This is a genomic window from Bradyrhizobium sp. WSM4872, assembly GCF_055811715.1.
Genome location: NZ_JBVVPT010000011.1, coordinates 102,730 through 124,598, shown reverse-complemented (window position 1 = coordinate 124,598; position 21,869 = coordinate 102,730). Strand labels below are relative to the sequence as shown.

Annotated in this window: 24 protein-coding genes; 11 read left to right on the top strand and 13 right to left on the bottom strand. The window is 64.3% G+C overall.

Annotated elements, in window-relative coordinates; translation table 11 throughout:
• Window positions 1-92 precede the first annotated feature (92 nt).
• The 3 genes from AC0L3C_RS17560 to AC0L3C_RS17550 are packed head-to-tail and all read left to right on the top strand — an operon-like array spanning window position 93 to window position 1,694.
• On the top strand, window positions 93-419 hold the full coding sequence (locus AC0L3C_RS17560; RefSeq protein WP_473408574.1) for a hypothetical protein: 327 nt from the start codon (window positions 93-95) through the stop codon (window positions 417-419).
• 8 nt (window positions 420-427) lie between these two features.
• Window positions 428-553 carry a hypothetical protein gene (locus tag AC0L3C_RS17555; RefSeq protein ID WP_473263609.1) on the top strand — a complete coding sequence of 42 codons (126 nt, stop codon included), beginning with the start codon at window positions 428-430 and terminating at the stop codon, window positions 551-553.
• Window positions 554-587: 34 nt separating this feature from the next.
• A complete protein-coding gene (locus AC0L3C_RS17550; protein ID WP_473408573.1) occupies window positions 588-1,694 on the top strand; it encodes a trypsin-like peptidase domain-containing protein in 1,107 nt (368 codons plus the stop codon).
• A 107-nt stretch (window positions 1,695-1,801) separates the two neighbouring features.
• Here AC0L3C_RS17550 and AC0L3C_RS17545 read toward each other — a convergent pair whose 3' ends face one another.
• On the bottom strand, window positions 1,802-2,701 hold the full coding sequence (locus AC0L3C_RS17545) for a LysR substrate-binding domain-containing protein (protein WP_473263606.1): 900 nt from the start codon (window positions 2,699-2,701) through the stop codon (window positions 1,802-1,804).
• A 198-nt stretch (window positions 2,702-2,899) separates the two neighbouring features.
• Here AC0L3C_RS17545 and AC0L3C_RS17540 point away from each other — a divergent pair, with 198 nt between their 5' ends.
• A complete protein-coding gene (locus AC0L3C_RS17540) occupies window positions 2,900-3,697 on the top strand; it encodes a fumarylacetoacetate hydrolase family protein (protein ID WP_007613848.1) in 798 nt (265 codons plus the stop codon).
• Between the two features lie 103 nt (window positions 3,698-3,800).
• Here the strand turns inward: AC0L3C_RS17540 and AC0L3C_RS17535 are convergent, their stop codons facing one another.
• The gene (locus AC0L3C_RS17535; RefSeq protein WP_007613847.1) at window positions 3,801-4,652 is read right to left on the bottom strand and encodes an HpcH/HpaI aldolase/citrate lyase family protein; all 852 of its coding nucleotides are present in this window, start codon (window positions 4,650-4,652) and stop codon (window positions 3,801-3,803) included.
• Window positions 4,652-5,155, bottom strand: coding sequence for a MaoC family dehydratase (locus AC0L3C_RS17530; protein WP_371258294.1), 504 nt, complete (start codon window positions 5,153-5,155; stop codon window positions 4,652-4,654). Before AC0L3C_RS17530 ends, AC0L3C_RS17535 begins: the two co-directional genes overlap by 1 nt.
• Before the next feature lie 179 nt (window positions 5,156-5,334).
• Between AC0L3C_RS17530 and AC0L3C_RS17525 the strand changes: the two genes are divergently transcribed.
• The gene (locus AC0L3C_RS17525; protein WP_007613843.1) at window positions 5,335-6,501 is read left to right on the top strand and encodes an acyl-CoA dehydrogenase family protein; all 1,167 of its coding nucleotides are present in this window, start codon (window positions 5,335-5,337) and stop codon (window positions 6,499-6,501) included.
• Between the two features lie 61 nt (window positions 6,502-6,562).
• Here AC0L3C_RS17525 and AC0L3C_RS17520 read toward each other — a convergent pair whose 3' ends face one another.
• From AC0L3C_RS17520 to AC0L3C_RS17480, 9 genes are all read right to left on the bottom strand, one after another.
• Window positions 6,563-8,146 carry an AMP-binding protein gene (locus AC0L3C_RS17520; RefSeq protein WP_473408572.1) on the bottom strand — a complete coding sequence of 528 codons (1,584 nt, stop codon included), beginning with the start codon at window positions 8,144-8,146 and terminating at the stop codon, window positions 6,563-6,565.
• Between the two features lie 33 nt (window positions 8,147-8,179).
• On the bottom strand, window positions 8,180-8,815 hold the full coding sequence (gene upp / locus AC0L3C_RS17515; RefSeq protein ID WP_007613841.1) for a uracil phosphoribosyltransferase: 636 nt from the start codon (window positions 8,813-8,815) through the stop codon (window positions 8,180-8,182).
• 159 nt (window positions 8,816-8,974) lie between these two features.
• Complete coding sequence (locus tag AC0L3C_RS17510; protein WP_473279362.1) at window positions 8,975-9,103, bottom strand: hypothetical protein; 129 nt, start codon at window positions 9,101-9,103, stop codon at window positions 8,975-8,977.
• Between the two features lie 90 nt (window positions 9,104-9,193).
• On the bottom strand, window positions 9,194-9,580 hold the full coding sequence (locus AC0L3C_RS17505; protein ID WP_473408571.1) for a hypothetical protein: 387 nt from the start codon (window positions 9,578-9,580) through the stop codon (window positions 9,194-9,196).
• Window positions 9,581-9,597: 17 nt separating this feature from the next.
• Entirely contained in the window at window positions 9,598-9,789 is a 192-nt protein-coding gene (locus tag AC0L3C_RS17500; protein ID WP_473279360.1) for a hypothetical protein, read from the bottom strand.
• Window positions 9,790-9,963: 174 nt separating this feature from the next.
• Complete coding sequence (gene dapA, locus AC0L3C_RS17495; RefSeq protein WP_473408570.1) at window positions 9,964-10,881, bottom strand: 4-hydroxy-tetrahydrodipicolinate synthase; 918 nt, start codon at window positions 10,879-10,881, stop codon at window positions 9,964-9,966.
• A 24-nt stretch (window positions 10,882-10,905) separates the two neighbouring features.
• Window positions 10,906-11,160, bottom strand: coding sequence for a hypothetical protein (locus AC0L3C_RS17490; protein ID WP_473263597.1), 255 nt, complete (start codon window positions 11,158-11,160; stop codon window positions 10,906-10,908).
• A 132-nt stretch (window positions 11,161-11,292) separates the two neighbouring features.
• Window positions 11,293-11,571, bottom strand: coding sequence for a hypothetical protein (locus AC0L3C_RS17485; RefSeq protein ID WP_473408569.1), 279 nt, complete (start codon window positions 11,569-11,571; stop codon window positions 11,293-11,295).
• Window positions 11,572-11,591: 20 nt separating this feature from the next.
• Complete coding sequence (locus AC0L3C_RS17480) at window positions 11,592-12,062, bottom strand: hypothetical protein (RefSeq protein WP_473263594.1); 471 nt, start codon at window positions 12,060-12,062, stop codon at window positions 11,592-11,594.
• A gap of 439 nt (window positions 12,063-12,501) precedes the next feature.
• On the opposite strand from AC0L3C_RS17480, the gene AC0L3C_RS17475 reads away from it, so the two are divergent.
• The 6 genes from AC0L3C_RS17475 (at window position 12,502) to AC0L3C_RS17450 (ending at window position 20,746) form a co-directional block, all read left to right on the top strand.
• Window positions 12,502-12,591, top strand: a complete 90-nt coding sequence (locus tag AC0L3C_RS17475) for a K(+)-transporting ATPase subunit F (RefSeq protein ID WP_018454042.1) — start codon at window positions 12,502-12,504, stop codon at window positions 12,589-12,591.
• A 111-nt stretch (window positions 12,592-12,702) separates the two neighbouring features.
• Entirely contained in the window at window positions 12,703-14,406 is a 1,704-nt protein-coding gene (gene kdpA / locus AC0L3C_RS17470) for a potassium-transporting ATPase subunit KdpA (protein ID WP_473408568.1), read from the top strand.
• Between the two features lie 65 nt (window positions 14,407-14,471).
• Window positions 14,472-16,586 carry a potassium-transporting ATPase subunit KdpB gene (gene kdpB / locus AC0L3C_RS17465; RefSeq protein WP_473279355.1) on the top strand — a complete coding sequence of 705 codons (2,115 nt, stop codon included), beginning with the start codon at window positions 14,472-14,474 and terminating at the stop codon, window positions 16,584-16,586.
• 110 nt (window positions 16,587-16,696) lie between these two features.
• On the top strand, window positions 16,697-17,299 hold the full coding sequence (locus AC0L3C_RS17460) for a K(+)-transporting ATPase subunit C (protein ID WP_473263590.1): 603 nt from the start codon (window positions 16,697-16,699) through the stop codon (window positions 17,297-17,299).
• A 37-nt stretch (window positions 17,300-17,336) separates the two neighbouring features.
• Window positions 17,337-20,060, top strand: coding sequence for a DUF4118 domain-containing protein (locus AC0L3C_RS17455; protein ID WP_473408567.1), 2,724 nt, complete (start codon window positions 17,337-17,339; stop codon window positions 20,058-20,060).
• Window positions 20,057-20,746: a response regulator gene (locus tag AC0L3C_RS17450; RefSeq protein ID WP_473263588.1), complete on the top strand. Its 690-nt coding sequence runs from the start codon at window positions 20,057-20,059 to the stop codon at window positions 20,744-20,746. Before AC0L3C_RS17455 ends, AC0L3C_RS17450 begins: the two co-directional genes overlap by 4 nt.
• A gap of 143 nt (window positions 20,747-20,889) precedes the next feature.
• Here the strand turns inward: AC0L3C_RS17450 and ku are convergent, their stop codons facing one another.
• Window positions 20,890-21,774 (bottom strand): non-homologous end joining protein Ku, encoded by an 885-nt coding sequence (ku, locus tag AC0L3C_RS17445; RefSeq protein ID WP_473408566.1) that lies wholly within the window; start codon window positions 21,772-21,774, stop codon window positions 20,890-20,892.
• Window positions 21,775-21,869 lie beyond the last annotated feature (95 nt).

The following is a 21,869-nucleotide window of genomic DNA, read 5'->3' as shown; positions in this document are numbered from 1 at the left end:
GCGCCGCGCTCCCACATGCATGAAAGAGAGAACGGCTATTCGATCATCAACACATTCATCCCTTCGAAACGAGCGTCAGGGGAGCCCAACCGATGACAAACGTGAATACGAATTCCGGAAATCTCAACCCGCTGTTTTATCCCGCGGTTCACTACGGTTCGCCTGCGGATGTCCTGAATGCAAAGGAGCTCTCCACGCCGGAGAAGCGGATCATTCTGTCGTCATGGGCGTCCGATATGTACGCCGTCGAATCCTGTCCCGCTTTGCGTGAAATTCCCGGCATGAGCCATACGGTCCGCCTCGCCGATATTCTCGCGGCCCTGCGCCGGCTCGACGGCGACAATGACGACGACGACCCGCCGCGCGGCGGCGGCGTTCCAATGCGCTTGCGGCGGCCTTGGGCCGCCGCAGAACGGTGAGGCGCGTGATGCTCACGCAGGCCGTTCTTGCTCTGGTGCTGGTCGGCCAGGTCTCCGCGGCCTGGACCATTCCATTTTTAATCATGCAAGGCGGGATCGACGTGCCGGGCGACAGCGCGTTAAGACGCTCTTGAATCTCGAATCCGGACGAAGCGGCAGGTGACGAACATGTATGCTGTGCGTTTGCTCTCGCTGGCGTTGCTGGTACTGACGCTCACGGCGTCACAGCCGGCCGCAGGCCAGATCCCCGATCTGAAGCCGGGCGGCTCGGTGCCGACCCTGGCGCCTCTGGTTCGGCAGGTGACGCCGGCGGTGGTCAATATCTCGGTGCACGGCCGCGTGCGCGAAGACAATCCGCTCTACCGCGACCCGCTGTTCCGCGAATTCTTCGACGTTCCGAGGCAGATCGAGAAGGAAGTCAGCGCGACCGGCTCCGGCGTGATCGTCGATGCCCGGAGCGGCTACGTGCTGACCAACAACCACGTGGTCGAAGGCTCCTCCGTCGTCCAGATCACGACCAAGGACGGCCGGCAGTTTTCCGCAAAGGTCGTCGGCCGGGATTCGCCGACGGACGTCGCTGTGCTTCAGATCCAGAATCCGACCGGGCTCAAAGCGCTTCCCCTCGGTGACAGCGATGCACTGGAAGTCGGGGATTTCGTGCTCGCGATCGGCAATCCCTTCGGCCTCGGCCAGACGGTGACGTCGGGCCTCGTCAGTGCCCTCGGCCGAACCGGCCTCGGCAAGCAGGGTTATGAAGACTTCATCCAGACCGACGCCGCTATCAATCCCGGCAATTCCGGCGGCGCGCTGGTCAGCCTGCAGGGTGAACTGGTCGGCATCAATTCAGCCATCATTTCGCCCGCTGGCGGTAATGTCGGTATCGGCTTTGCCATTCCCGTCAACATGGCGCGAAAGGTGATGGAGCAGATCATCGCCACCGGCAGGGTCGAGCGCGGCCGCATCGGCATTTCGCTGAAGGATCTCCACCCGTCCGTCAACAAGGGGCGCAACGAAGGCGCGCTCATCGCCGAAGTTGCCGCGGATTCGCCGGCCGAGAAGGCTGGGCTGCGCAAGGGCGATGTTGTCACCACGGCTGAGGGCCGCCCGATCCGCACCGCCGCCCAGCTGCGCAATACGATCGGTCTTGCTCGGGTCGGCGACGAGGTGAAGCTCGCTCTGCTGCGCAACGGCACACCGCTCACGGTCGTCGTCCGAGTGGCTCCCGCGGTCGAACCGCGCAACGCCAATGCAGGAAGCAACCGCCTCGTTCGCTAGGCCGATCACAGAGGATATCGCCGTAGCAAGCCGGTCGTTCATCGTCTGCGATCGTTGACCCCGGGGATACAGTTTGGGACGACCGCTGCGCGAACATCCGGATGGCTTTATCCCAGCTCGATCGGCTCGCCGCGGCCGCTGAGCTCTTCGTCGAGGCGCAGATAGTGCGCGAGATAGTCGTGCAAGGCGGTCGCCGCCTTCGAGGTCGCGCCGCTCGACTTGTAGAGCAGCAGCTCGATCTTCGGCAGCGGCGGCAAGCCCTCGTTCGGGCCGATCTCGCGCATCGCCGGCACCAGCGCGCTGCGGCCGAGTACGGTCACGGCCATGCCGGCGAAGGCCGCCGCCTGAAGGCCGCCGACGCTTTCGCTGACGCAGGCGATGCGCCAGCGCAAATTCGCACGTTCCAGTGTGTCGATCGCGTAGTCGCGATAGATGTTGCCCGGCGGCAGCAGCGCCAGCGGAATGGGCCGCTCCTGGTGCGCGGCGGACTGCTCGCCGGTCATCCAGACCAGTTGCTCGCGTCGCACCACCTGGCCGCCCGTAAAATCGTTCATGCGGGTGACGAGCGCGATGTCGACATCGCCGCGCTTGACCAGGCCCACCAACGGCGTCGAGAGCGCGCAATTGAGCTCGACCTGGACGCGCGGGAAGGATTTTCGGAACACGCTGAGGATCTGCGGCAGCATGAAGGCGGCATAGAGGTCAGGCGTGCCGAGTACGACCTGACCCTCGATCTCCTGTGACGCCAGTTGCGAAATCAATTCGTCATGCAACCGCAGGATGGATTTGGCGTAGGTGAGAACCGTGGTGCCGTCCTCGCTCAGCGTCAGCCGGCGGCCGGCATGCTCGAACAATTGCTTGCCGGTGAGCTCCTCCAGCCGCTGCAATTGCAGGGTGATCGCGGGCTGGGTGCGGCCCAGCCGTCGCGCGGTCTCGGTGATGCTGCCGGTCTCGACCACGGAGATCAGCGACCGGAGCATGCGGATGTCGAGGCTGATGAGGTTCATGCGGCGTCCATGTCGCCCAGAATTTATGCAAGTTCCATGCTAATGGCGAAAGGGAGCCGGCTTGGAAGGCTCTGCAGGCGGCATGTTCTCATCGATTAGTAGACGTGCCGATGTAGCGTTGCTGGCATACTGAATATTGATTATCAGGCGGGTCGGCGCGCATGATGCGCCCAACGAACATAAAAGGGAGCACAAAACGTGAAAGAGACATCAGCAACCCGACGAGAGCTGCTCGCAATTGCCGCGGCGGCAAGCGCTGCCTCGATCGCGCAAGTTGCGCCGGCCGCGGCGCAAGCCGGGCCGAAGCCGATCTTTCCGGTGCCGATGGTCACGATCCCGATCGTCGGTGAAACCCAGGTGTTCCAGGTCCGCCGCATCTACTGCATCGGGCGCAATTACGCGGCGCATGCGATCGAGCGCGGCTCGGACCCGAACCGCGAGCCGCCGTTCTTCTTCCAGAAGCCGACCGACGCTATCCAGAACGTCGCCGTGGGCGAAGTCGCCGATCATCCCTATCCGTCGCTGACCAAGAACTATCATCATGAGGTCGAGCTGGTCGCCGCGCTGAAGTCCGGCGGCAGCAACATCCCGGCCGAGAAGGCGCTCGACCATGTCTATGGCTACGCGCTCGGCCTCGACATGACCCGGCGCGATCTCCAGAACGGGATGGCCGCGGAGAAGAAGCCCTGGGAGATCGGCAAGAGCTTTGACCACGCCGCGGTAATCGGGCCGATCCACCCGGCCAGCAAGACCGGTCATTTCGACAAGGGCGCCATTTCGCTGGCGATCAACGGGACGGTGAAGCAGAGCTCGGATCTCAGCAAGATGATCTGGAGCGTGGCCGAGCAGATCGCAAAATTGTCGGAAGCGTTCGAGCTGAAGGCCGGCGACATCATTTATTCCGGGACGCCCGAGAATGTCGGCCCGGTCGTGAAGGGCGACGTGCTCTTGTGCAAGCTCGACGGCTTGCCGGACATGTCGATCAAGATCGCCTGATTGTCCTCACCTCTCCCTGCTGGCGGGGAGAGGCCGGATTGCATCGAGGATGCAATCCGGGTGAGGGTAAGTCTCCGCGAGTCCAGTTTATGCTGTTCCTGATCTAGCTCTGGCCGAGGATCTTCTTCGCGGCGCGAAGATGCGGCTTGTCGATCATCTGGCCGTCGAGGCGCAGCGTGCCGGAGTTCGGATTGCTCGCGAACGCCGCGATCACCTTCTCCGCCCAATTGCGCTCGGCCTCGGTCGGCTCGAACGCCGCGTTGACCACGTCGACGTGCTTGGGATGGATCAGCGCTTTCGCCGAAAAACCGTCGCGCCGCGCCGCGCGCGTTTCCTGTTCGAGCCCCGCCAGATTGTCGATGTCGGTATAGACGGTGTCGATCGGCGCGACCTCGGCCGCGGCGGCGGCCATCAGGCAGAGATCGCGCGCCAGGCGATAAGGGCTATGGAACACGCCGCCTGATGCCTTTTCAGTCGCGCCGAGCGAGGCCGAGAGATCTTCCGCGCCCCACATCAGGCCCGCGAGGCGAGGGGAGCAGCCCTTGTAGCTGCCGAGCCCGAAGATCGATCCTGCGGTTTCGGTCGCGACGCAGACGATGCGCGTTGAGCCGATTGCGATACCAGCCGCAGCTTCCAAAGCTTCGAGCCAGGTCGCGACCTGCCGCACGTCGTCGCCGCCCTGCGATTTCGGCAGGACGATGCCGTCGGGCTTGCCTGGAATCACCGCGGCAAGGTCAGCGAGCGTCATGCCGGTGTCGAGCGCGTTGACGCGGACATAGAGCTGATGGGGCTTGTTGCGGCCCTTCAGCATCGCCAGCGTCAACCCGCGCGCCTCCGGCTTCTTGTCGGTGACGACGGAATCCTCGAGATCGATGATCAGCGCGTCGGCGTTGCCTTCGTTGGCCTTCTCGAATTTGCGCGGGGAGTCGCCCGGCACGAACAGCATCGAACGCATCAGACCGGCCTCTTGTGCATCATCGCCATGCGGCGGCATTTGCCGACAATCTCGTCGTTCTGGTTGAGAGCGTGGTGCTCGAACTCGACGATGCCCGCCTTGGGGCGCGATTTGGATTCCCGCAATGAAAGCACCTTCGTCGTCGCCCGCAAAGTGTCGCCATGGAAGACCGGTTTCGGAAACGTGACGTCGGTCATGCCGAGATTGGCAACGGTGGTGCCCATGGTCGTATCATAGACCGTCATGCCGATCATGATGCCGAGGGTGTAAAGGCTGTTGAAAATGCGCTGGCCGAATTCGGTCTGGGCCGCAAAATGTGCGTCGATGTGCAGCGGCTGCGGATTGAGCGTCAGCAGGCTGAACATCGTGTTGTCCATCTCCGTGACGGTCCGGGTCAGCGGATGCCTGAACTCCTGGCCCACGGAAAAGTCCTCGAAATAAAGTCCGGCCATCGCGGCTTCCTCCCTGCGAAATAACGGCGCGCCCGCATCCTCGCGCCGCATGACCCTATGCATGCTACACACAGTTGATAGGGAAATTCACGTATCTGTACCCTGTTTTTCAAGTTAAAGAACGCAAGCGAAGGCACGTTCGGGTGCACCAATCCACCACGGCCTTCGAGTGGGGAACGCGACGAGGGGGAGATTGCGCGGTCGCTTCTCCCAAGAAGGAGATCAAGAATATGGATTTCGCGCTCACCGCTCAGCAGGAAGCCATTCGCGACGCAGTCGCAAAGGTTTGCGAAGACTTTCCCGACGCTTATTGGCTGAAGAAGGACCACGACGGCGGCTTCCCGCACGACTTTCACAAGGCCATGGCGGACGCCGGCTGGCTCGGCATCTGCGTGCCGGAGGAATATGGCGGCTCCGGCCTCGGCATCACCGAGGCCGCGATCATGATGCGCGCCATCGCCGAATCCGGCGCCGGCATGTCCGGCGCATCCGCGGTGCACATCAACGTGTTCGGCCTCAATCCCGTGGTCGTGTTCGGCACCGAAGAGCAGCGCAAGCGCATGCTGCCGCCGATGGTGGAGGGTCGCGAGAAGGCCTGCTTCGCCGTCACCGAGCCCAACACCGGCCTCAACACCACCCAGCTCAAGACCCGCGCGGTGGCCAAGAACGACCGCTACATCGTCAACGGCCAGAAGGTGTGGATCTCGACCGCGCAGGTCGCGCACAAGATCCTGCTGCTGGCGCGCACCACGCCGCTGGAGGACGTGCGCTCGCCCACGCATGGGCTGAGCCTGTTCTATACGGATTTCGATCGTAACAGGATCAAGGTCCACGAGATCGAGAAGATGGGCCGCAAGGTCGTCGATTCCAACGAGCTGTTCTTCGAGGACTTTGAAATCCCGATGGAGGATCGCATCGGCGAAGAAGGCAAAGGCTTCCAGTACATTCTCGAAGGCATGAACCCCGAGCGCATCCTGATCGCAGCGGAAGCCGTCGGCCTCGGCAAGCTCGCGTTGTCGCGCGCCACCGAATACGCCAAGACCCGCGTGGTGTTCAACCGGCCCATCGGCAAGAATCAGGGCATTCAGCATCCGCTGGCCGTAAACTGGGTTGAACTCGAGGCGGCCTGGTTGATGGTGATGTCGGCGGCCTGGCAATACGACAAGGGCATGCCCTGCGGCGGCGCTGCCAATGCCGCGAAATACATTGCGGGTGAGGCCGGATACCATGCCTGCGAGCAGGCGGTGATGACCCATGGCGGCTTCGGCTACGCCAAGGAATTCCACGTCGAGCGTTACTTGCGCGAAGTGCTGATCCCGCGCATCGCGCCGGTCAGCCCGCAGCTTGCGCTCAGCTTCATTGCGGAAAAGGTGCTGGGGCTGGCCAAGTCATACTAGGCTTGAGCGCGCACCATTGCGGGGCGCTGCGATGGTCGCCTCCAAGCGAAGCCCATAGACGTTATTCCGCAGCGATCCGGTCCATCGCCATGGCCCGAAGCCTGGCGCGCTGGATCTTGACGCCGTTCGCGCTGTCGGTGACGGGGAAGGCCTCCACGATATAGATCCGCGCCGGGACCTTGTAGCCGGCGAGCCGCTCGCGCAGGCGCGCGATCAACGCGTCCTGCCGCGGCGGCTCGTGGTGGGGGTCCTGGGTGGCGATCACGAAGGCAACGCAGCGTGCGTTTCCCTTCAGATCGACCGCGACGACCTGGGCGTCGGCCACACCAGCGCACGCTTTGAGCTCGTCCTCGATCTCGCCCGGCGCAACCAGGAAGCCGCCGAGCCGCATGGCGTCGCCCGCGCGGGTCTCGTAGACGAAGGAGCCGTCGCCGCGCAGCCGGCCGATGTCGCCGGTGCGGAAGAAGCCGTCTGCGGTGATGGCGTCGCGCGTCGCGTCGGGATTGTTGTAGTAGCCGAGGAAGCGTGACGGCGCCCGGATCTCGATCTCGCCGGAGACCCCGGGAGCCGCGAGTTCGCCGGTCTCGGTATCGCGCACACGGACCCTGGCCTCCGGCGACATCGGCCAGCCGCCGCCCTCGATGCGATCGGTGAAGCCATCACTCGAGTGTGCGATCGAGAACAGCGCCTGCACCTCACTCGAACCGTAGAGGCCGTGCAACGGCATGCCGCGCGCCTCGGCCTCCGCGGCAAGCTCGCGCCAGCCGGGCTGGAACGCGGCAAAGCCGCAGACTTCGAGAGGCGGAAACGGACGCGCCGCGTCGGTGAGGGCGAGGATGCGGCGGAACATCTCGTCCGAGCCAAAGGCATGCGTGATCCCGCACTCGCGGAGAAGCTTCAGCGCCGGTGCCGCCTCGAAGGCGTCGAGCGCATGGACGGTCGCACCCGCTGCGACGAAGCCGAGCAGGCTCGTCATGCCGAAGGTGCCGCAGAACGGCAGCATGGCCAGCAATGCATGGCGCTGCGGTGAGAGCTTTAGCGCCTTGGCAACGCAGGCGGCGTGCGTGGCCAACGTTCGCTGCGAATGCGCGACAAGCTTCGGTCCTTTGGTCGTGCCTGACGTCGTGTAGAGCAGAACCGGCAGATCGAAATCATCCTGAGCCGGCGGGGCGGGCGGATAGCGCTTCTCGAAGGCATCGAAGCGCACACGGGGCCAACGTGCGGGAATCGCATCCCCGCCGACCACCGCGAGCTCTCGCAGCGCAGGCACCTCGTCCTTCGCAACGTCGGCGAGAATAGCGGCAAAGTCGATCGAGCGGAACGCGGCTTCGACCACCATTAGCCTGGCGCCGGACAGCTTCAGGAGATGCGCGACCTCCGCGCTGCGGTAGCGCGTATTGACGGCGGCGACGATTGCCCCACGCCGGGCGGCGGCGAACAGCAGCGCGATCCATTCGATCCGGTTGACCAGCCAGACCGCGACGACGTCGCCCTTGCCGATACCGTGCGCGGCAAGCCAGGCGGCGGTCTGCTCGATCTTTTCCGAGAACTCCGCGCGCGAGACCGGCGTGCCATCGAACACGAAGGCCGGATAGGCCGCCTCGGTCCGGATCAGCGATTGCAGCGAAAATTCATTGGCGCTCATGGCAACCGGACTAACCCGACCGCGCGAACCTGTCTACTTGGTGCCGAACATCCGGTCGCCGGCGTCGCCCAGCCCCGGCACGATATAGCCGTGGTCGTTGAGCCGCTCGTCGATCGCGGCGGTCCAGACCGGCACGTCGGGATGCTCGCTCTGGAACTGCGCGACGCCTTCAGGCGCCGCCAGAAGGCAGACGAAGCGGATGTCGCGGGCGCCGCGCGCCTTCAGCAGCGAGGCGCCGGCGCAGGCCGAGTTGCCGGTCGCCAGCATAGGGTCCATCAGGATCACCGTGCGGTCCGACAGGTCCTGCGGCGCCTTGAAGTAATACTCCACCGCCTGCAACGTATCAGGATCGCGGTAGAGCCCGATATGAGCGATGCGCGCCGAGGGCATCAGCGCCAGCATGCCATCGAGGAAGCCGACGCCGGCGCGCAGGATCGGCGCCAGCGTGAGCTTCTTGCCGGCGATCTTGGGCGCCCGCATCGGCGCAATCGGCGTCTCGATCTCGACCAGCTCCAGCGGCAGGTCGCGCGTTACCTCGTAGCCGAGCAGCATCCCGATCTCGTTCAGGATCTCGCGAAAGCTCTTGGTCGAGCGGTCCTTCTCCCGCATCAGGGAGAGCTTGTGCTGGACCAGGGGATGGGCGACGACGTTGACGTTGCTGATGCTCATGAAACCGATCTACACGGTTCCATGAAATTTCGCCAGATCGGCCGGGTATTTTCCGCGGGATACGTGGCCTCAGGCGGGCATCGCGACCGCGCTGTGCGCCCGGCTGCTTGCCTCGTAGGCAGCCATGGTCAATTGGCGGTCGATCGCCGCGCGGAAATCCTAGACCCCGAGCCCGCGCGCGACGAGCGTGATCACGATCGTTAGGATCGCGCCCCAGACCAGACTCAACGTCATGGTCAGGATCGTCGTGGTGACCGCGTGCTCGAAATTTCCCTTGAGGAGGTGCACGTTACCTGTCCGGGGCAGGCGCAGCGCCGATGCGCGTGCCGAGCAGCAACGCACCCAGCAATGCGACCAGGATGGCGATCTTGAGCTCGATCACGGCCACAGCCTTGCCGCCACGCGCGCAAGAATCTGCCTGGCTCGCTGCGCCAGCACGATCAGGAAATTGCCGCGGTTCTCGACGTCGAGTTCGAAGGTGTCGGTGGGGAACACCAGGGCGCAGTGCGCCGGTGCGCTCTGACGGTTGGCAAAATCCACCGCCGAGCTCTTGAACAGGAATAGACCGCCGACACGTTCATTCGCTTCGCGTGCGACCCAGAGGCCGGCGCCGTTGCGCCCAATGAAGAAGGCGGGAATGGCGGCGCTGACGACATCCGGATCGAGCGGCCTGAGCGTTGTCGCCTGTTTGATGTGAGCTCCGCGACGGGAAGTCTGAAGGCTAATTGCGGCCATGGCGGCCTCTTCACACATCTGCAAGGTCATGATGGTCTCCGTGCCGGTCAGACGTGCATGTGCCAGACATAGATTGCGGTCCTCAGTGCGATCAGCGCAGTGAGCACGCTGCCCATCGAGAGCAAGGCGAACCCCTGCAGGGCGACGCGCTTGAGCTGGGCCTTGCTCGCCGTCGAGATCCACGACGGGCGATCGGCTTCATCGAAGGGCTGGTCAAGGCTATGTGTCAGCATCGACATCTTGGAAGTCCTTGTCTGTGGTGCGGCGAGACGGCCGCTCCAATCTGCCTCTCATGATGGCCATCGCCGCGTAAGATTGCGAGATGACCGCCGGGGCCGCCGCATAGGAATGTCATAAAGACGCCGGCGGTCGCACCTTGGCTGCATGCGATATCGGCAACGCTACGCGAGGCGTCAGGCCCCGACGCTGTCGGTCAGCTCCTCGTCGGCGAGCGCCGCGAAGGCGCGTACCACCTCCCGCTGCGCGGCCGCGTCCAGCGGCACGATCGGCAGCCTTGTGGCCGGCGACATCAGACCCAGCACGCTCAGTGCGCTCTTGAGCGCCGCCGGGCTGTCCTTGGCGAGGCAGGCGATGAGCGGGATCAGGCGCTTGTGCAGGTAGCGGGCGGATTGCAGGCGGCCTTGCCTGACCTGGGAAAAGATCGTTCGGCACAGACCCGGCGCGATGTTGGCGACCTCCGAGATCGCGCCGTCGCCGCCGCTTGCGATATAGCCTAAGGCGGTGACGTCGTCGCCGGAGAGCAGGCGAAAGCCTGATGGCAGCAGCCGGGCGAGGCGCATCGGGCGGGTGATGTCACCGCTTGCGTCGCGCAGGCCCACGAACTGACGGGATTCGACGAGGCGCAGAAGCGTCTCGTCGGCGAGTGGGCGCAGCGTACGGGAGGGAATGTCGTGCAGGATCAAGGACAAACCGGTCGCACCGGCAATGGCGCGGAAGTGCGCGAGCATCCCCTCCTGCATCGGCTTGTTGTAGGCCGGCACCACCGCCATCACGGCATCGGCGCCGGCGGCCTCGGCGCGGCGGGCAAGTTCGATGGCATGGCCGGTCGAATTCGACAGCGCGCCGGCGATGATCCGCACGCGGCCGCGAGCGACATCGACCGCGGTGCGAATCACGAGCTCCTGCTCGGCCGGCGAGAGCGTTGGTGCTTCGCCGGCGGTCTCGCAGACCACGATGGCGGAGACGCCCGCCGCGACTTGGCGCTCGCAGAGCGCTGCGAACGCCTTGAGATCGATGGCGTCAGCCGCGTCGAACGGCGTCGGCAGATCCGGAATGAAGCCGGTGAACCAGGCAGAGGGAGGAATGAACATGGCTTCCCGCGGAAGAGCGCCGGCTCAGGCGGCGCGCTGCGAGACGATGGTGTTAGGGTTCTTGCCCATGTCGAGCTCGATCTCGCGCGGCAGCTCGACGACGGTTTCCGGATGCTGTCCGTTCTCGAACAGCGCATATTTGACGGCCTGGGCGCGGCTGACGAACAAGCCGCCATAGAGGCCGTTCTGCTCCTGCGCGACCCATTGTCCTCTATGGTTGCGGCCGATGAAAACAATGGTCGAGAGGAAGCTGCACGAGGGAGGTTCGACGAGTTTCACGGATGTATTCCTTCTGAACAACGCCGGCGGGGGAGGCATGTCCCTGCCTGCGCGCTCAATATCCTGTCTTGCGAATATGATTTCGAGGGCGCCTGCGCGGCGATCTCATAGGAAGGTCATAAAGCCGGTCGCTCAGGCCACATCATTGGCGATGTGGACCAGCGCGAACAATGCGCCGAAGGCGACAGCTTCGTCCCAATGATTGAGGGCAGGGCTGAACAGCGGTTCGCGCCTGACGAGGCCGGCGAGCGCGCACAGGATGATCGACATCCAGAGCAGGACGGCGAGGCTTCGGCCAAAACCGACGCTGCCAAATGCGGCAAAGACAACGAGCAGCACAACGCGAACGGCGAAGCGTGCGATCACGCGCGCCGGGCTCAGCGTGTGCGAAATGTCGGGGGCTTGCGACACGGCGTGAATCCGTCAGGCCGCTAGCCGAAATTGTCGCAGGCGAGCGGTTCGTAAAGCGGATCCAGTACAGGACGAACGGAGGGAACGCTCGGCCGCGACGCTTCCGCGGCGAGTGCCTGGACCTCGACGAACGCCGACAGCAGGGCGATCGCGAGGTCGCCATGGCATCCTTCGATCGCGGCGTCCAGCCAGTCCGGTAATTCGCGCTCCCGCGAGAGCGCGCAGTGCCATTCGCCCTCGTCATAGGCGAGGCGGCGGACCTGCCACATCGGCAGCTCGAGCTCCATCAATGCCAGCGTCGCATCGGCCCAGGCCTCGGCATCGATCAGGCGCATGACACGTGCCGTGCGCTCGCTTCGGCCGAGTGAAGGGAAGCGCCGGCAGGCCTTGTCGATGATCTCGAGCATCAACGGTTGCGTCATCACCTGCGCATTGCGCAAGCGGTTACCAAGTGACGGTGGATCGTAGTGTCGGAGAGCGGCGGTGGTCATGTCAGGCCTCCTGGAGGTGGCGTCGGTCAGTCGGCCGGCGTCTCCAAGATGGCCAAAGCGGCATTTGAAAACGAGATGGGGAAGGGGCGGTAGATATAAGGATTTCATAAGTGTGGGATGGAGCGGTGGCGCGCCATCCTCCGCCGTCGTCCCGGCCTTTTATGAGATTCCTATATCTTCGCGATGGCCCTCGTCTCGAAAACCTATGCCCGCGGTGGCACTTCAGCCCGGTCAAAAGTCCCGGTAGGCGCCGTGGAAATGCACCGGCATTTCTTTTCACGCGCCGACCGGGTCTCCCGAGAAACGGTTGCGCCGAAATCAAGGGCGCAACGAGGAGTATCTCCATGATGGACATTCTGATGCTGGCGCTGGGCTTCGGCTTCTTCGCCGTTGCGATCGGCTACACCTACGCCTGCGAACGGCTCTGAGGGAGCAGACCATGATCTTCGATTATTCGCTCGCCGGTGCCGTTTCGCTCGGCCTCCTGTTCTACCTCACTTACGCGCTGCTGCGGCCCGAGCGATTCTGACCGTGCTCCTGCTTCTCAAACTGCTGCTGGCGGACGCCGCGCTCGTCGCCTGCCTGCTTGCGCTGCTCCTGCCGCTCCTGCGCAGGACACAAGTCCTAAAGGGTTAAATCCATGACCATGATCGGTTGGCTCCAGATCATTCTCTTTTGCGTCATTATCGTCGCGCTCGCAAAACCGCTCGGCTGGTACATGACGCGCGTGTTCAACGGCGAGCGGACCTTCCTGTCGCCGGTGCTGCGTCCGATCGAGGCCGGCATCTACTGGTTCTCCGGCGTCGACGAGAAGCGCGAGCAGCATTGGCTGACCTATACGGTCGCCATGCTGTTGTTCCACGTCGGCGGCTTCCTCATCATCTACGGCGTGATGCGGCTTCAGGATGTATTGCCGTTCAATCCAGCCGGGCAGTCGGCGGTCGCCGCCGACTTGTCCTTTAACACCGCGATCTCCTTCATCACCAACACCAACTGGCAGAACTACGGCGGTGAGAGCACGATCTCCTATCTCGTGCAGATGCTCGGCTTGACGCACCAGAACTTCCTGTCGGCGGCGACCGGCATCGCGCTCGCGGTGGCGCTGATCCGCGGCTTCTCGCGTGCGTCGGCACGCACCGTCGGTAATTTCTGGGTCGATGTCACCCGCTGCACATTGTACGTCCTGCTGCCGATCTGCATCGTCTACACGCTGTTCCTGGTCTCGCAGGGCATGCCGCAGACGCTCGGTGACTATGTCGATGCCACCACGCTCGAAGGCGCCAAGCAGACCATCGCGGTCGGTCCGGTCGCCTCGCAGGTCGCGATCAAGATGCTCGGCACCAACGGCGGCGGCTTCTTCAACGCCAACGCGGCGCATCCGTTCGAGAATCCGACTGCGCTGTCGAACTTCATTCAGATGCTGTCGATCTTCGCACTCGGCGCGGCGCTCACCAACGTGTTCGGCCGCATGGTTGGCAACCAGCGCCAGGGTTGGGCGATCCTCGCGGTGATGGGCGTGCTGTTCCTCGCCGGTGTCGCCGTCACCTATTGGGCGGAAGCCAGCGGCACCTCGACCCTGCACGCGCTCGGCCTGACCGGCGGCAACATGGAGGGCAAGGAGGTCCGCTTCGGTGTCGTCGCGTCCTCCCTGTTCGCCGTGATCACGACGGCCGCCTCCTGCGGCGCGGTCAACGCCATGCATGACAGCTTCACCGCACTCGGCGGCATGATTCCGCTGATCAACATCGAGCTCGGCGAAATCATTGTCGGCGGCGTCGGGGCCGGTATGTACGGCATGCTGCTGTTCGTCATCCTCGCGATCTTCGTGGCGGGCCTCATGGTCGGTCGCACGCCGGAATATGTCGGCAAGAAGATCGAGGCGCGCGAGGTCAAGATGGCAATGCTCGCGATCCTGGTGCTGCCACTGATGATCCTTGGCTGGACCGCGGTCGGCGTGGTCTATCCGGCGGCGGTCGCCTCGATGGCAAATGCCGGACCGCACGGCTTCACCGAGGTGCTCTATGCCTTCACCTCGGCGACCGGCAACAACGGCTCGGCCTTCGCAGGCCTCACCGGCAACACCTTCTTCTACAACCTCACGCTGGCAAGCGCGATGTTCGTCGGCCGCTTCTTCATGATCATTCCCGCGATGGCGATTGCGGGTTCGCTGGCCGCCAAGAAATCGATCCCGCCGTCCGCGGGCACCCTCCCGACCACCGGCGGGCTGTTCGTCGGCCTGGTCGTCGGCGTGATCCTGATCATCGGGGGACTGACCTTCTTCCCGGCGCTCGCCCTCGGTCCGATCGTCGAGCATCTCGCGATGAACGCCGGCCAAATCTTCTGACCAGCAAGTGTTCTGAACAGCAAGTGTTCTGATCGATAGCCTTCTGATTGTTTGGAGTGACCTCCATGGATACCATGAAACTGCAAAAGCGTGCGTCCGTCTCGGCGATGTTCGATCCCAAGATCGTCGTGCCTGCGATCCGCGCGTCCTTCATCAAGCTCGATCCGCGCTTGATGATCAAGAACCCCGTGATGTTCGTGGTCGAGATCGTGGCCGCGCTCACCACGGTGATCTTCCTGCGCGACCTCGTCACGGGCGGCGGGAATCTCGGCTTTACCTTCCAGATCATCGTCTGGCTCTGGTTCACGGTGCTGTTTGCCAATCTTGCCGAAGCCGTGGCCGAAGGCCGCGGCAAGGCACAAGCGGAATCGCTGCGCAAGACCCGCACCGAGAGCCAGGCCAAGCTGCTGACCGGCTCTGACCGCACTTTCAAGTTGGTGCCGGGCACCAGCCTCAAGGTCGGCGACATCGTGCTGGTCGAGGCCGGCGATACCATTCCCTCCGATGGCGAGGTGATCGAGGGCGTCGCGTCCGTCAACGAGGCCGCCATCACCGGCGAGTCCGCACCCGTGATCCGCGAATCCGGCGGTGATCGTTCGGCGGTGACCGGCGGCACCCAGGTGCTGTCCGACTGGATCCGCGTGCGGATCACGGCAGCGCAAGGTTCGACCTTCATCGACCGCATGATCAAGCTCGTCGAGGGCGCCGAGCGGGCGAAGACCCCGAACGAGATCGCGCTCAACATTCTGCTGGCCGGCCTCACCATCATCTTCGTGTTCGCAACCGTCACCATCCCGAGCTACGCGGCCTATGCCGGCGGCTCGATCTCGGTGGTTGTGCTGGTTGCGCTGTTCGTGACGCTGATCCCGACCACCATCGGCGCGCTGCTGTCGGCAATCGGCATTGCCGGCATGGATCGCCTGGTCCGCTTCAACGTGTTGGCGATGTCCGGTCGCGCCGTCGAGGCCGCCGGCGACGTCGACACGCTGCTGCTCGACAAGACCGGAACGATTACACTTGGCAACCGCCAGGCGACCTCCTTCCGCCCGGTGCGCGGCGTCACCGAGCAGGAGCTCGCGGACGCGGCCCAACTCGCCTCGCTCGCCGACGAGACTCCGGAGGGCCGTTCGATCGTGGTGCTGGCCAAGGAGAAATACGGCATCCGTGGCCGCGACATGGCCGAGTTGGGAGCCACCTTCATCCCATTCACCGCGCAGACCCGCATGAGCGGCGTCGATGCCGGCGGCTCGTCGGTGCGCAAGGGCGCGGTCGATGCGATCCTCAACTATGTCGGCGGCGGTGCGCCGCTGGTGGTCGCCTCGGGCAACACGGCTCGTTCCATCCAGCCCGCCGGGCTCTCGGACATCGGTCGCGAGATCCAAACCATTGCCGACGACATATCGAAGGCCGGCGGCACGCCGCTGGCGGTCGCCAGGGACGGCAAGCTGCTCGGCGTCATCCAGCTCAAGGACATCGTCAAGGGCGGTATCCGTGAGCGCTTTGCCGAGCTGCGACGCATGGGCATCCGCACCGTCATGATTACCGGCGACAATCCCATGACGGCCGCCGCGATCGCAGCGGAAGCCGGCGTCGACGACTTCCTGGCGCAGGCAACTCCCGAGGACAAGCTCAAGCTGATCCGCGACGAGCAGGCCAAGGGCAAGCTGGTGGCGATGTGCGGCGACGGCACCAACGACGCGCCGGCGCTCGCGCAGGCAGACGTCGGTGTCGCCATGAACACCGGCACGCAGGCTGCTCGCGAGGCCGGCAACATGGTCGACCTCGACTCCAACCCCACCAAGCTGATCGAGGTGGTCGAGATCGGCAAGCAGCTGCTGATGACGCGCGGCGCACTCACCACGTTCTCGATCGCCAACGACGTTGCGAAGTATTTCGCGATCATCCCGGCAATGTTCCTGGCGTTCTACCCCCAGCTCAACGTGCTCAACGTCATGAACCTGTCGAGCCCGCAGAGTGCTATCCTGTCGGCGATCATCTTCAACGCGCTTGTTATCATCGCGCTGATCCCGCTGGCGCTGAAGGGCGTCGCCTATCGCGCGGTCGGGGCCGGCGCACTGCTCCGGCGCAATCTGCTGATCTACGGCCTCGGCGGCATCGTCATACCCTTCATCGGCATCAAGGCGATCGACCTCGTCGTCGTTGCCTTGCACCTGGCTTAACCCCGTCATTGCGAGCGAAGCGATGCAGTCCAGAATTCTTGCCACGACTGAGAGACTGGATTGCTTCGTCGCTTCGCTCCTCGCAATGACGAAAGAAATGGGAGAAACACATGCTCAGAGAAATCCGCCCCGCCATCGTCCTGCTGCTGGTGCTCACTGCCATCACCGGACTTGCCTATCCGCTGGCGATGACCGCTATTGCCGGCGCGATCTTTCCCGCGCAGGCTCAGGGCAGCCTGATCGAGAAGGACGGTCACGTGGTCGGCTCCGCCCTGATCGGGCAGGAGTTCAAGGACGACAAATATTTCCACGGCCGCCTCTCGGCGACGGTGGCGCCGGATCCGAGCGATTCGACCAAGACCGTGCCGGCGCCCTACAACGCCGCCAATTCTGGTGGCTCCAATCTCGGCCCGACCAGCAAGGCGCTGGCCGACCGGCTGAAGGAAGATGTGGACAAGCTCAAAAGCGAGAACCCGAATGCCGCCGTGCCGGTCGACCTCGTGACGACCTCGGCCAGCGGCCTCGATCCCGACATTTCGCCGGAAGCGGCGCAATTCCAGGTGCCGCGCGTGGCGAAGGCGCGAAACGTGCCGGAGGATCAGGTCAAGCAACTGGTGGCTTCCAACATCCAGGGCCGCCTGCTCGGCCTGATCGGCGAGCCCCGGGTCAACGTGTTGGCTCTGAACCTCGCGCTCGATCGTGCCACAAAGTAGTCTAGGCTAGGTCCGCGCCGATGATTATATTGGCCTGATGGTCCGAGAGCGCCGCGATCCCGAACAACGTCCTTCGCCCGAGGCGCTGCTGGAAGCCGCGCGCCGGGAGGAGGGCGTGAGCGGCAAGCTGAAGATCTTCGTCGGCGCCGCTCCCGGCGTCGGCAAGACCTACGAGATGCTGCAAAGCGCCCACGCCAGGCGCAAGTCAGGCCTTGACGTCGTGGTCGGCTTCGTCGAGACCCATGGCCGCGCCGAGACCGAGGCGCTGGTGCGGGGGCTGGAAGTGATCCCGCGCAAGAAGCTCGATTACCGCGGCCAGATTGTCGAGGAAATGGACCTCGATGCCGTGATCGCGCGCCGGCCGAAAATCGCGCTCGTGGACGAACTCGCCCACACCAATGCCGCCGGCAGCCGCCATCCAAAACGCTATCTCGATGTCGAGGAGCTGCTGTCCCACGGCATCGACGTCTACACCGCCGTCAATATTCAGCACATCGAGAGCCTGAACGACGTCGTCGCGCAGATCACCCACGTGCGGGTGCGGGAGACCGTGCCGGATTCGGTGTTCGACCGCGCAGACGCCATCGAACTGATCGACCTCACGCCCGACGATCTGATCCAGCGGCTGAAAGAGGGCAAGGTCTATGTCCCCAGGCAGGCCGAGCGGGCGCTGGAGCATTATTTCTCGCCGGGCAACCTGACCGCGCTGCGCGAACTCGCGCTGCGGCGCACGGCCGAACGGGTCGACGAGCAGCTGCTCACTCATATGCGGGCGAACGCGATCGCCGGCCCCTGGGCCGCGGGCGAGCGCATCCTCGTCTGCGTCAGCGAAGATCCGCGCGCGGCCAGCCTCGTACGTTACACCAAGCGGCTGGCCGACCGGCTGCACGCGCCGTTCATCGCGGTCTCGATCGAGACGCGGCGCTCGCTCCAGCTCTCCGACGAGCAGCGCGACCGACTGGCCGATACGCTGCGGCTCGCGGAATCGCTTGGCGGCGAGGCGCTGACGATTCCGGGCGTCGGCCGCCGCCTCGCCGACGATGTCGTCAACTTCGCGCAGGGCAACAACGTCACCCAGATCGTGATCGGAAAGTCGACGCGCTCGCTCTGGTTCGAGATGACGCGCGGCTCCGTCGTGCACGATCTGGTGCGCCGCGCCGGGAATATCAGCGTGCACGTCATCCCTGGCGACGAACTCACGGGCGAGCCGGCGCCGAAGACGGCGGTGCAGACCGCAACGCGATCGGACCCTTTCGATGCGCGGCCCTATCTGAAGGCACTCGGGATCACCGCGCTTGGCCTCGCTGCCGCCGTGGCCATCAAGCCGTATTTCGGCATTGAGAACGTCGACCTGATGTTTCTGACCGCCGTGGTGACCGTTGCCGTGCGCTACGGATTGTGGCCGTCGTTGCTTGCGAGTATCGCGGCGTCGCTGGCCTACAATTTCTTCTTTCTGCCGCCGGTCTATACCTTTACGATCACCGATCCGACCAATGTCGCGGCATTCTTTTTCTTCATGCTGATTGCGTTCGTGGTGTCGAACGTGGCGGGACGGGTCCGCACCCAGGCTGATGCTGCGATCGGCCGCATCCGAACCACCGAGCAGCTCTATGCTTTCAGCCGCAAGCTCGCCGGCACCGGCACGCTCGACGACGTGCTGTGGGCGACCGCTTACCAGATCGCGCTGATGCTGAAAGTCCGTGTGGTGCTGCTGTTGCCGGAGGACGGCCAGCTCACGGTGAAGTCGGGCTACCCCCCCGAAGACGATCTCGATCAGGCCGATCTTGCCGCCGCCAACTGGGCCTGGAGCAATGACCGCCCTGCAGGCCGCGGCTCGGACACGCTGCCGGGTGCAAAACGGCTGTTCCTGCCGATGCGCACCGGGCGCGGCCCGATCGGCGTCATCGGCATCGACGACGACCGCACAGGTCCCTTGCTGACGCCGGACCAGCGTCGCCTGCTCGACGCGCTGGTCGACCAGGGCGCGCTGGCGATCGAGCGCGTGCTGCTGGTCGAGGACGTCGATCGCGTCAAGCGCACCGTGGAATCCGAGCGGCTGCGTTCCGCATTGCTGACCTCGATTTCACACGACCTGAAGACGCCGCTCGCATCCGTGCTGGGTGCGGCCTCGACCATGCGCGATCTCGCCAGCGCGCTCTCCGACACCGAGAAGCGCGACCTGCTCGCCACCGTGATCGACGAATCCGAACGGCTCAACCGCTTCATCGCCAATCTGCTCGACATGACCAAGCTCGAATCCGGCGCCATCGTGCCCAACGCTGCGTTGCACGATCTTGGAGAGATCGTCGGCAGCGCGCTCCGCCGTGCAGCCAAGATCCTCACCGCCCACAAGGTGGAGCTGGAGTTGGCCGCAGACCTTCCTATGCTCCAGCTCGATGCGGTGCTGTTCGAGCAGGTGCTGTTCAACCTGCTCGACAACGCCGCCAAATATTCGCCGCCCCACGCGACGGTCTCGATTCGCAGCCGGCGCGACAGCGATCATGTGGTGCTCCAGATTGCGGACGAGGGCGACGGCATTCCGTCCGAGGAGCTCGAGAGCGTGTTCGACAAGTTTTATCGCGTGCAGAAGGGCGACCATGTCCGCCCCGGCACCGGGCTCGGGCTCGCCATCTCCCGCGGCTTCGTCGAGGCGATGCATGGCACGATCTCGGCCGCGAATCGCAGCGACCGGAGCGGCGCGGTACTGACCATCCGTCTGCCCATTCCGGCCCGGACCCACGCATTGGATACCGCCGCATGAGCGCCGCCGCGATCAAAGTGCTGGTCATCGACGACGAGCCGCCGATCCGCAAATTGCTGCGGATGGGGCTCTCGACCCAAGGCTATGAGATCCTGGAGGCGTCCAACGGCAAGACCGCGCTGGAGAAGCTCAGCGAGGATCCCGCGCTGATCATCCTCGATCTCGGCCTGCCGGACATCCAGGGTCACGAGTTGTTGCGTACCATCCGCGCCCGCAATGAAGCTGTGCCGATCGTGGTGCTGTCGAGCCGCGGCGACGAGGCCGGCAAGGTGCAGGCGCTCGACCTCGGGGCCGACGATTACCTGACAAAGCCGTTCGGCATGGACGAGCTGCTGGCGCGCCTGCGCGCCGCGCTGCGGCACCAGCTTCAGATCCAGGGCGAGCGCCCAGTGTTTCGTGCCGGCGATCTCTCGGTCGATCTGGTGCGCCGGATCGTCAAGGTCGGCGAGCGCGACGTCAAACTGTCGCCGAAGGAATATGACCTCCTGCGCGTGCTGGTGCAGCACGCCGGCAAGGTGCTCACCCACCGCTTTCTGCTGAGGGAGCTCTGGGATGAGTTGACCGACGCGCAATATCTGCGTGTCTATGTCCGCCAGCTCCGGCAGAAGATCGAAGCCGATCCGGAACGGCCGCAATACGTGCTGACGGAGACGGGGATCGGCTATCGGCTAAAGGCGGGGGACTAGCTTTCGATCCTCATCCTGAGGAGCGCGGAACGCGCGTCTCGAAGGATGAAGGCCCGACTCCCGCAGCGGGGGCCTGCATGGTTCGAGACGGCAATTCGCGCCTCCTCACCATGAGGGAAGAGAGTGAAGTGCGCGGCGGAGAGCTAACCCGCTTTCCTCTGCCGCGCCGTCGACCGGTGCGTCTTCTTCGCGGCCCTCGTTCGCCCCGACGCCCGGCGCGCATGGGACTTCGCCGCCGTCTCCTTCCCGCTGCGTCCCTTCAAGCTCTGCTTCAGCGCATCCATCAGGCTGACGACGTTGCTCGGCTTCTCCTCAGGCTCCGGCAGTTCGATTGTCTTGCCGCTGGCCTTGCGCTTCACCAGGGCCTTCAGCGCGTTCTCGTAATCGTCCTTGAACTTGCTGGGATCGAAATGGGAGGCCTTGGTCTGGAGGATATGGCCGGCGAGTTCGACCATGTCCTTGGTGATCTTCGGGCTCTTGATGTCGTCGAAGAATTGGTCCTCGTCGCGCAGTTCGTAGGGGAAGCGCAGCGTGGTGCCGAGCAGGCCCTTGCCGAGCGGCTCGATCGCGATGATGTGCTCGCGGTTGGTGAGCACGATCTTGGCGAGCGCGACGCGATCCTGGTCCTTCATGGCGTCGCGGATTACGGCAAAGGCATCGACCGCGGCCTTGCCGTCGGGCGCGATGTAGTAGGGATGGTTGAGGTAGCGCTGGTCGATCTCGTCGCTCGGCACAAAGCTCTCGATGTCGATGGTGTGGTTGCTCTCGATCTGGACGGCTTCGAGCTCCTCCGGCTCGATCTCGACATACTTGCCCTTGCGCAGCTCGTAGCCGCGTCCCTTCTGGTCGCTTTCGACGACGTCGCCGGTCTCGGCGTCGATCATCTGCTGCTTCAATCGGTTGCCGGTCTCGCGGTTGATCATGTGAAATCGCGTCTTCTCGGCCGCGGTGGTCGCCGGATAAAGCACAACGGGGCAACTGACCAGCGAGAGCTTCAACGTTCCCTTCCAATAGGCGCGCGGTGCCATTCCGTTCTCCAGCGTCTACGAGTCATTTTGGAACCCCAACCGTCCCGCGGGGTTTTGGTTCCGGGTGGGATGCGGGCCGTGATAGGCTTCCACGC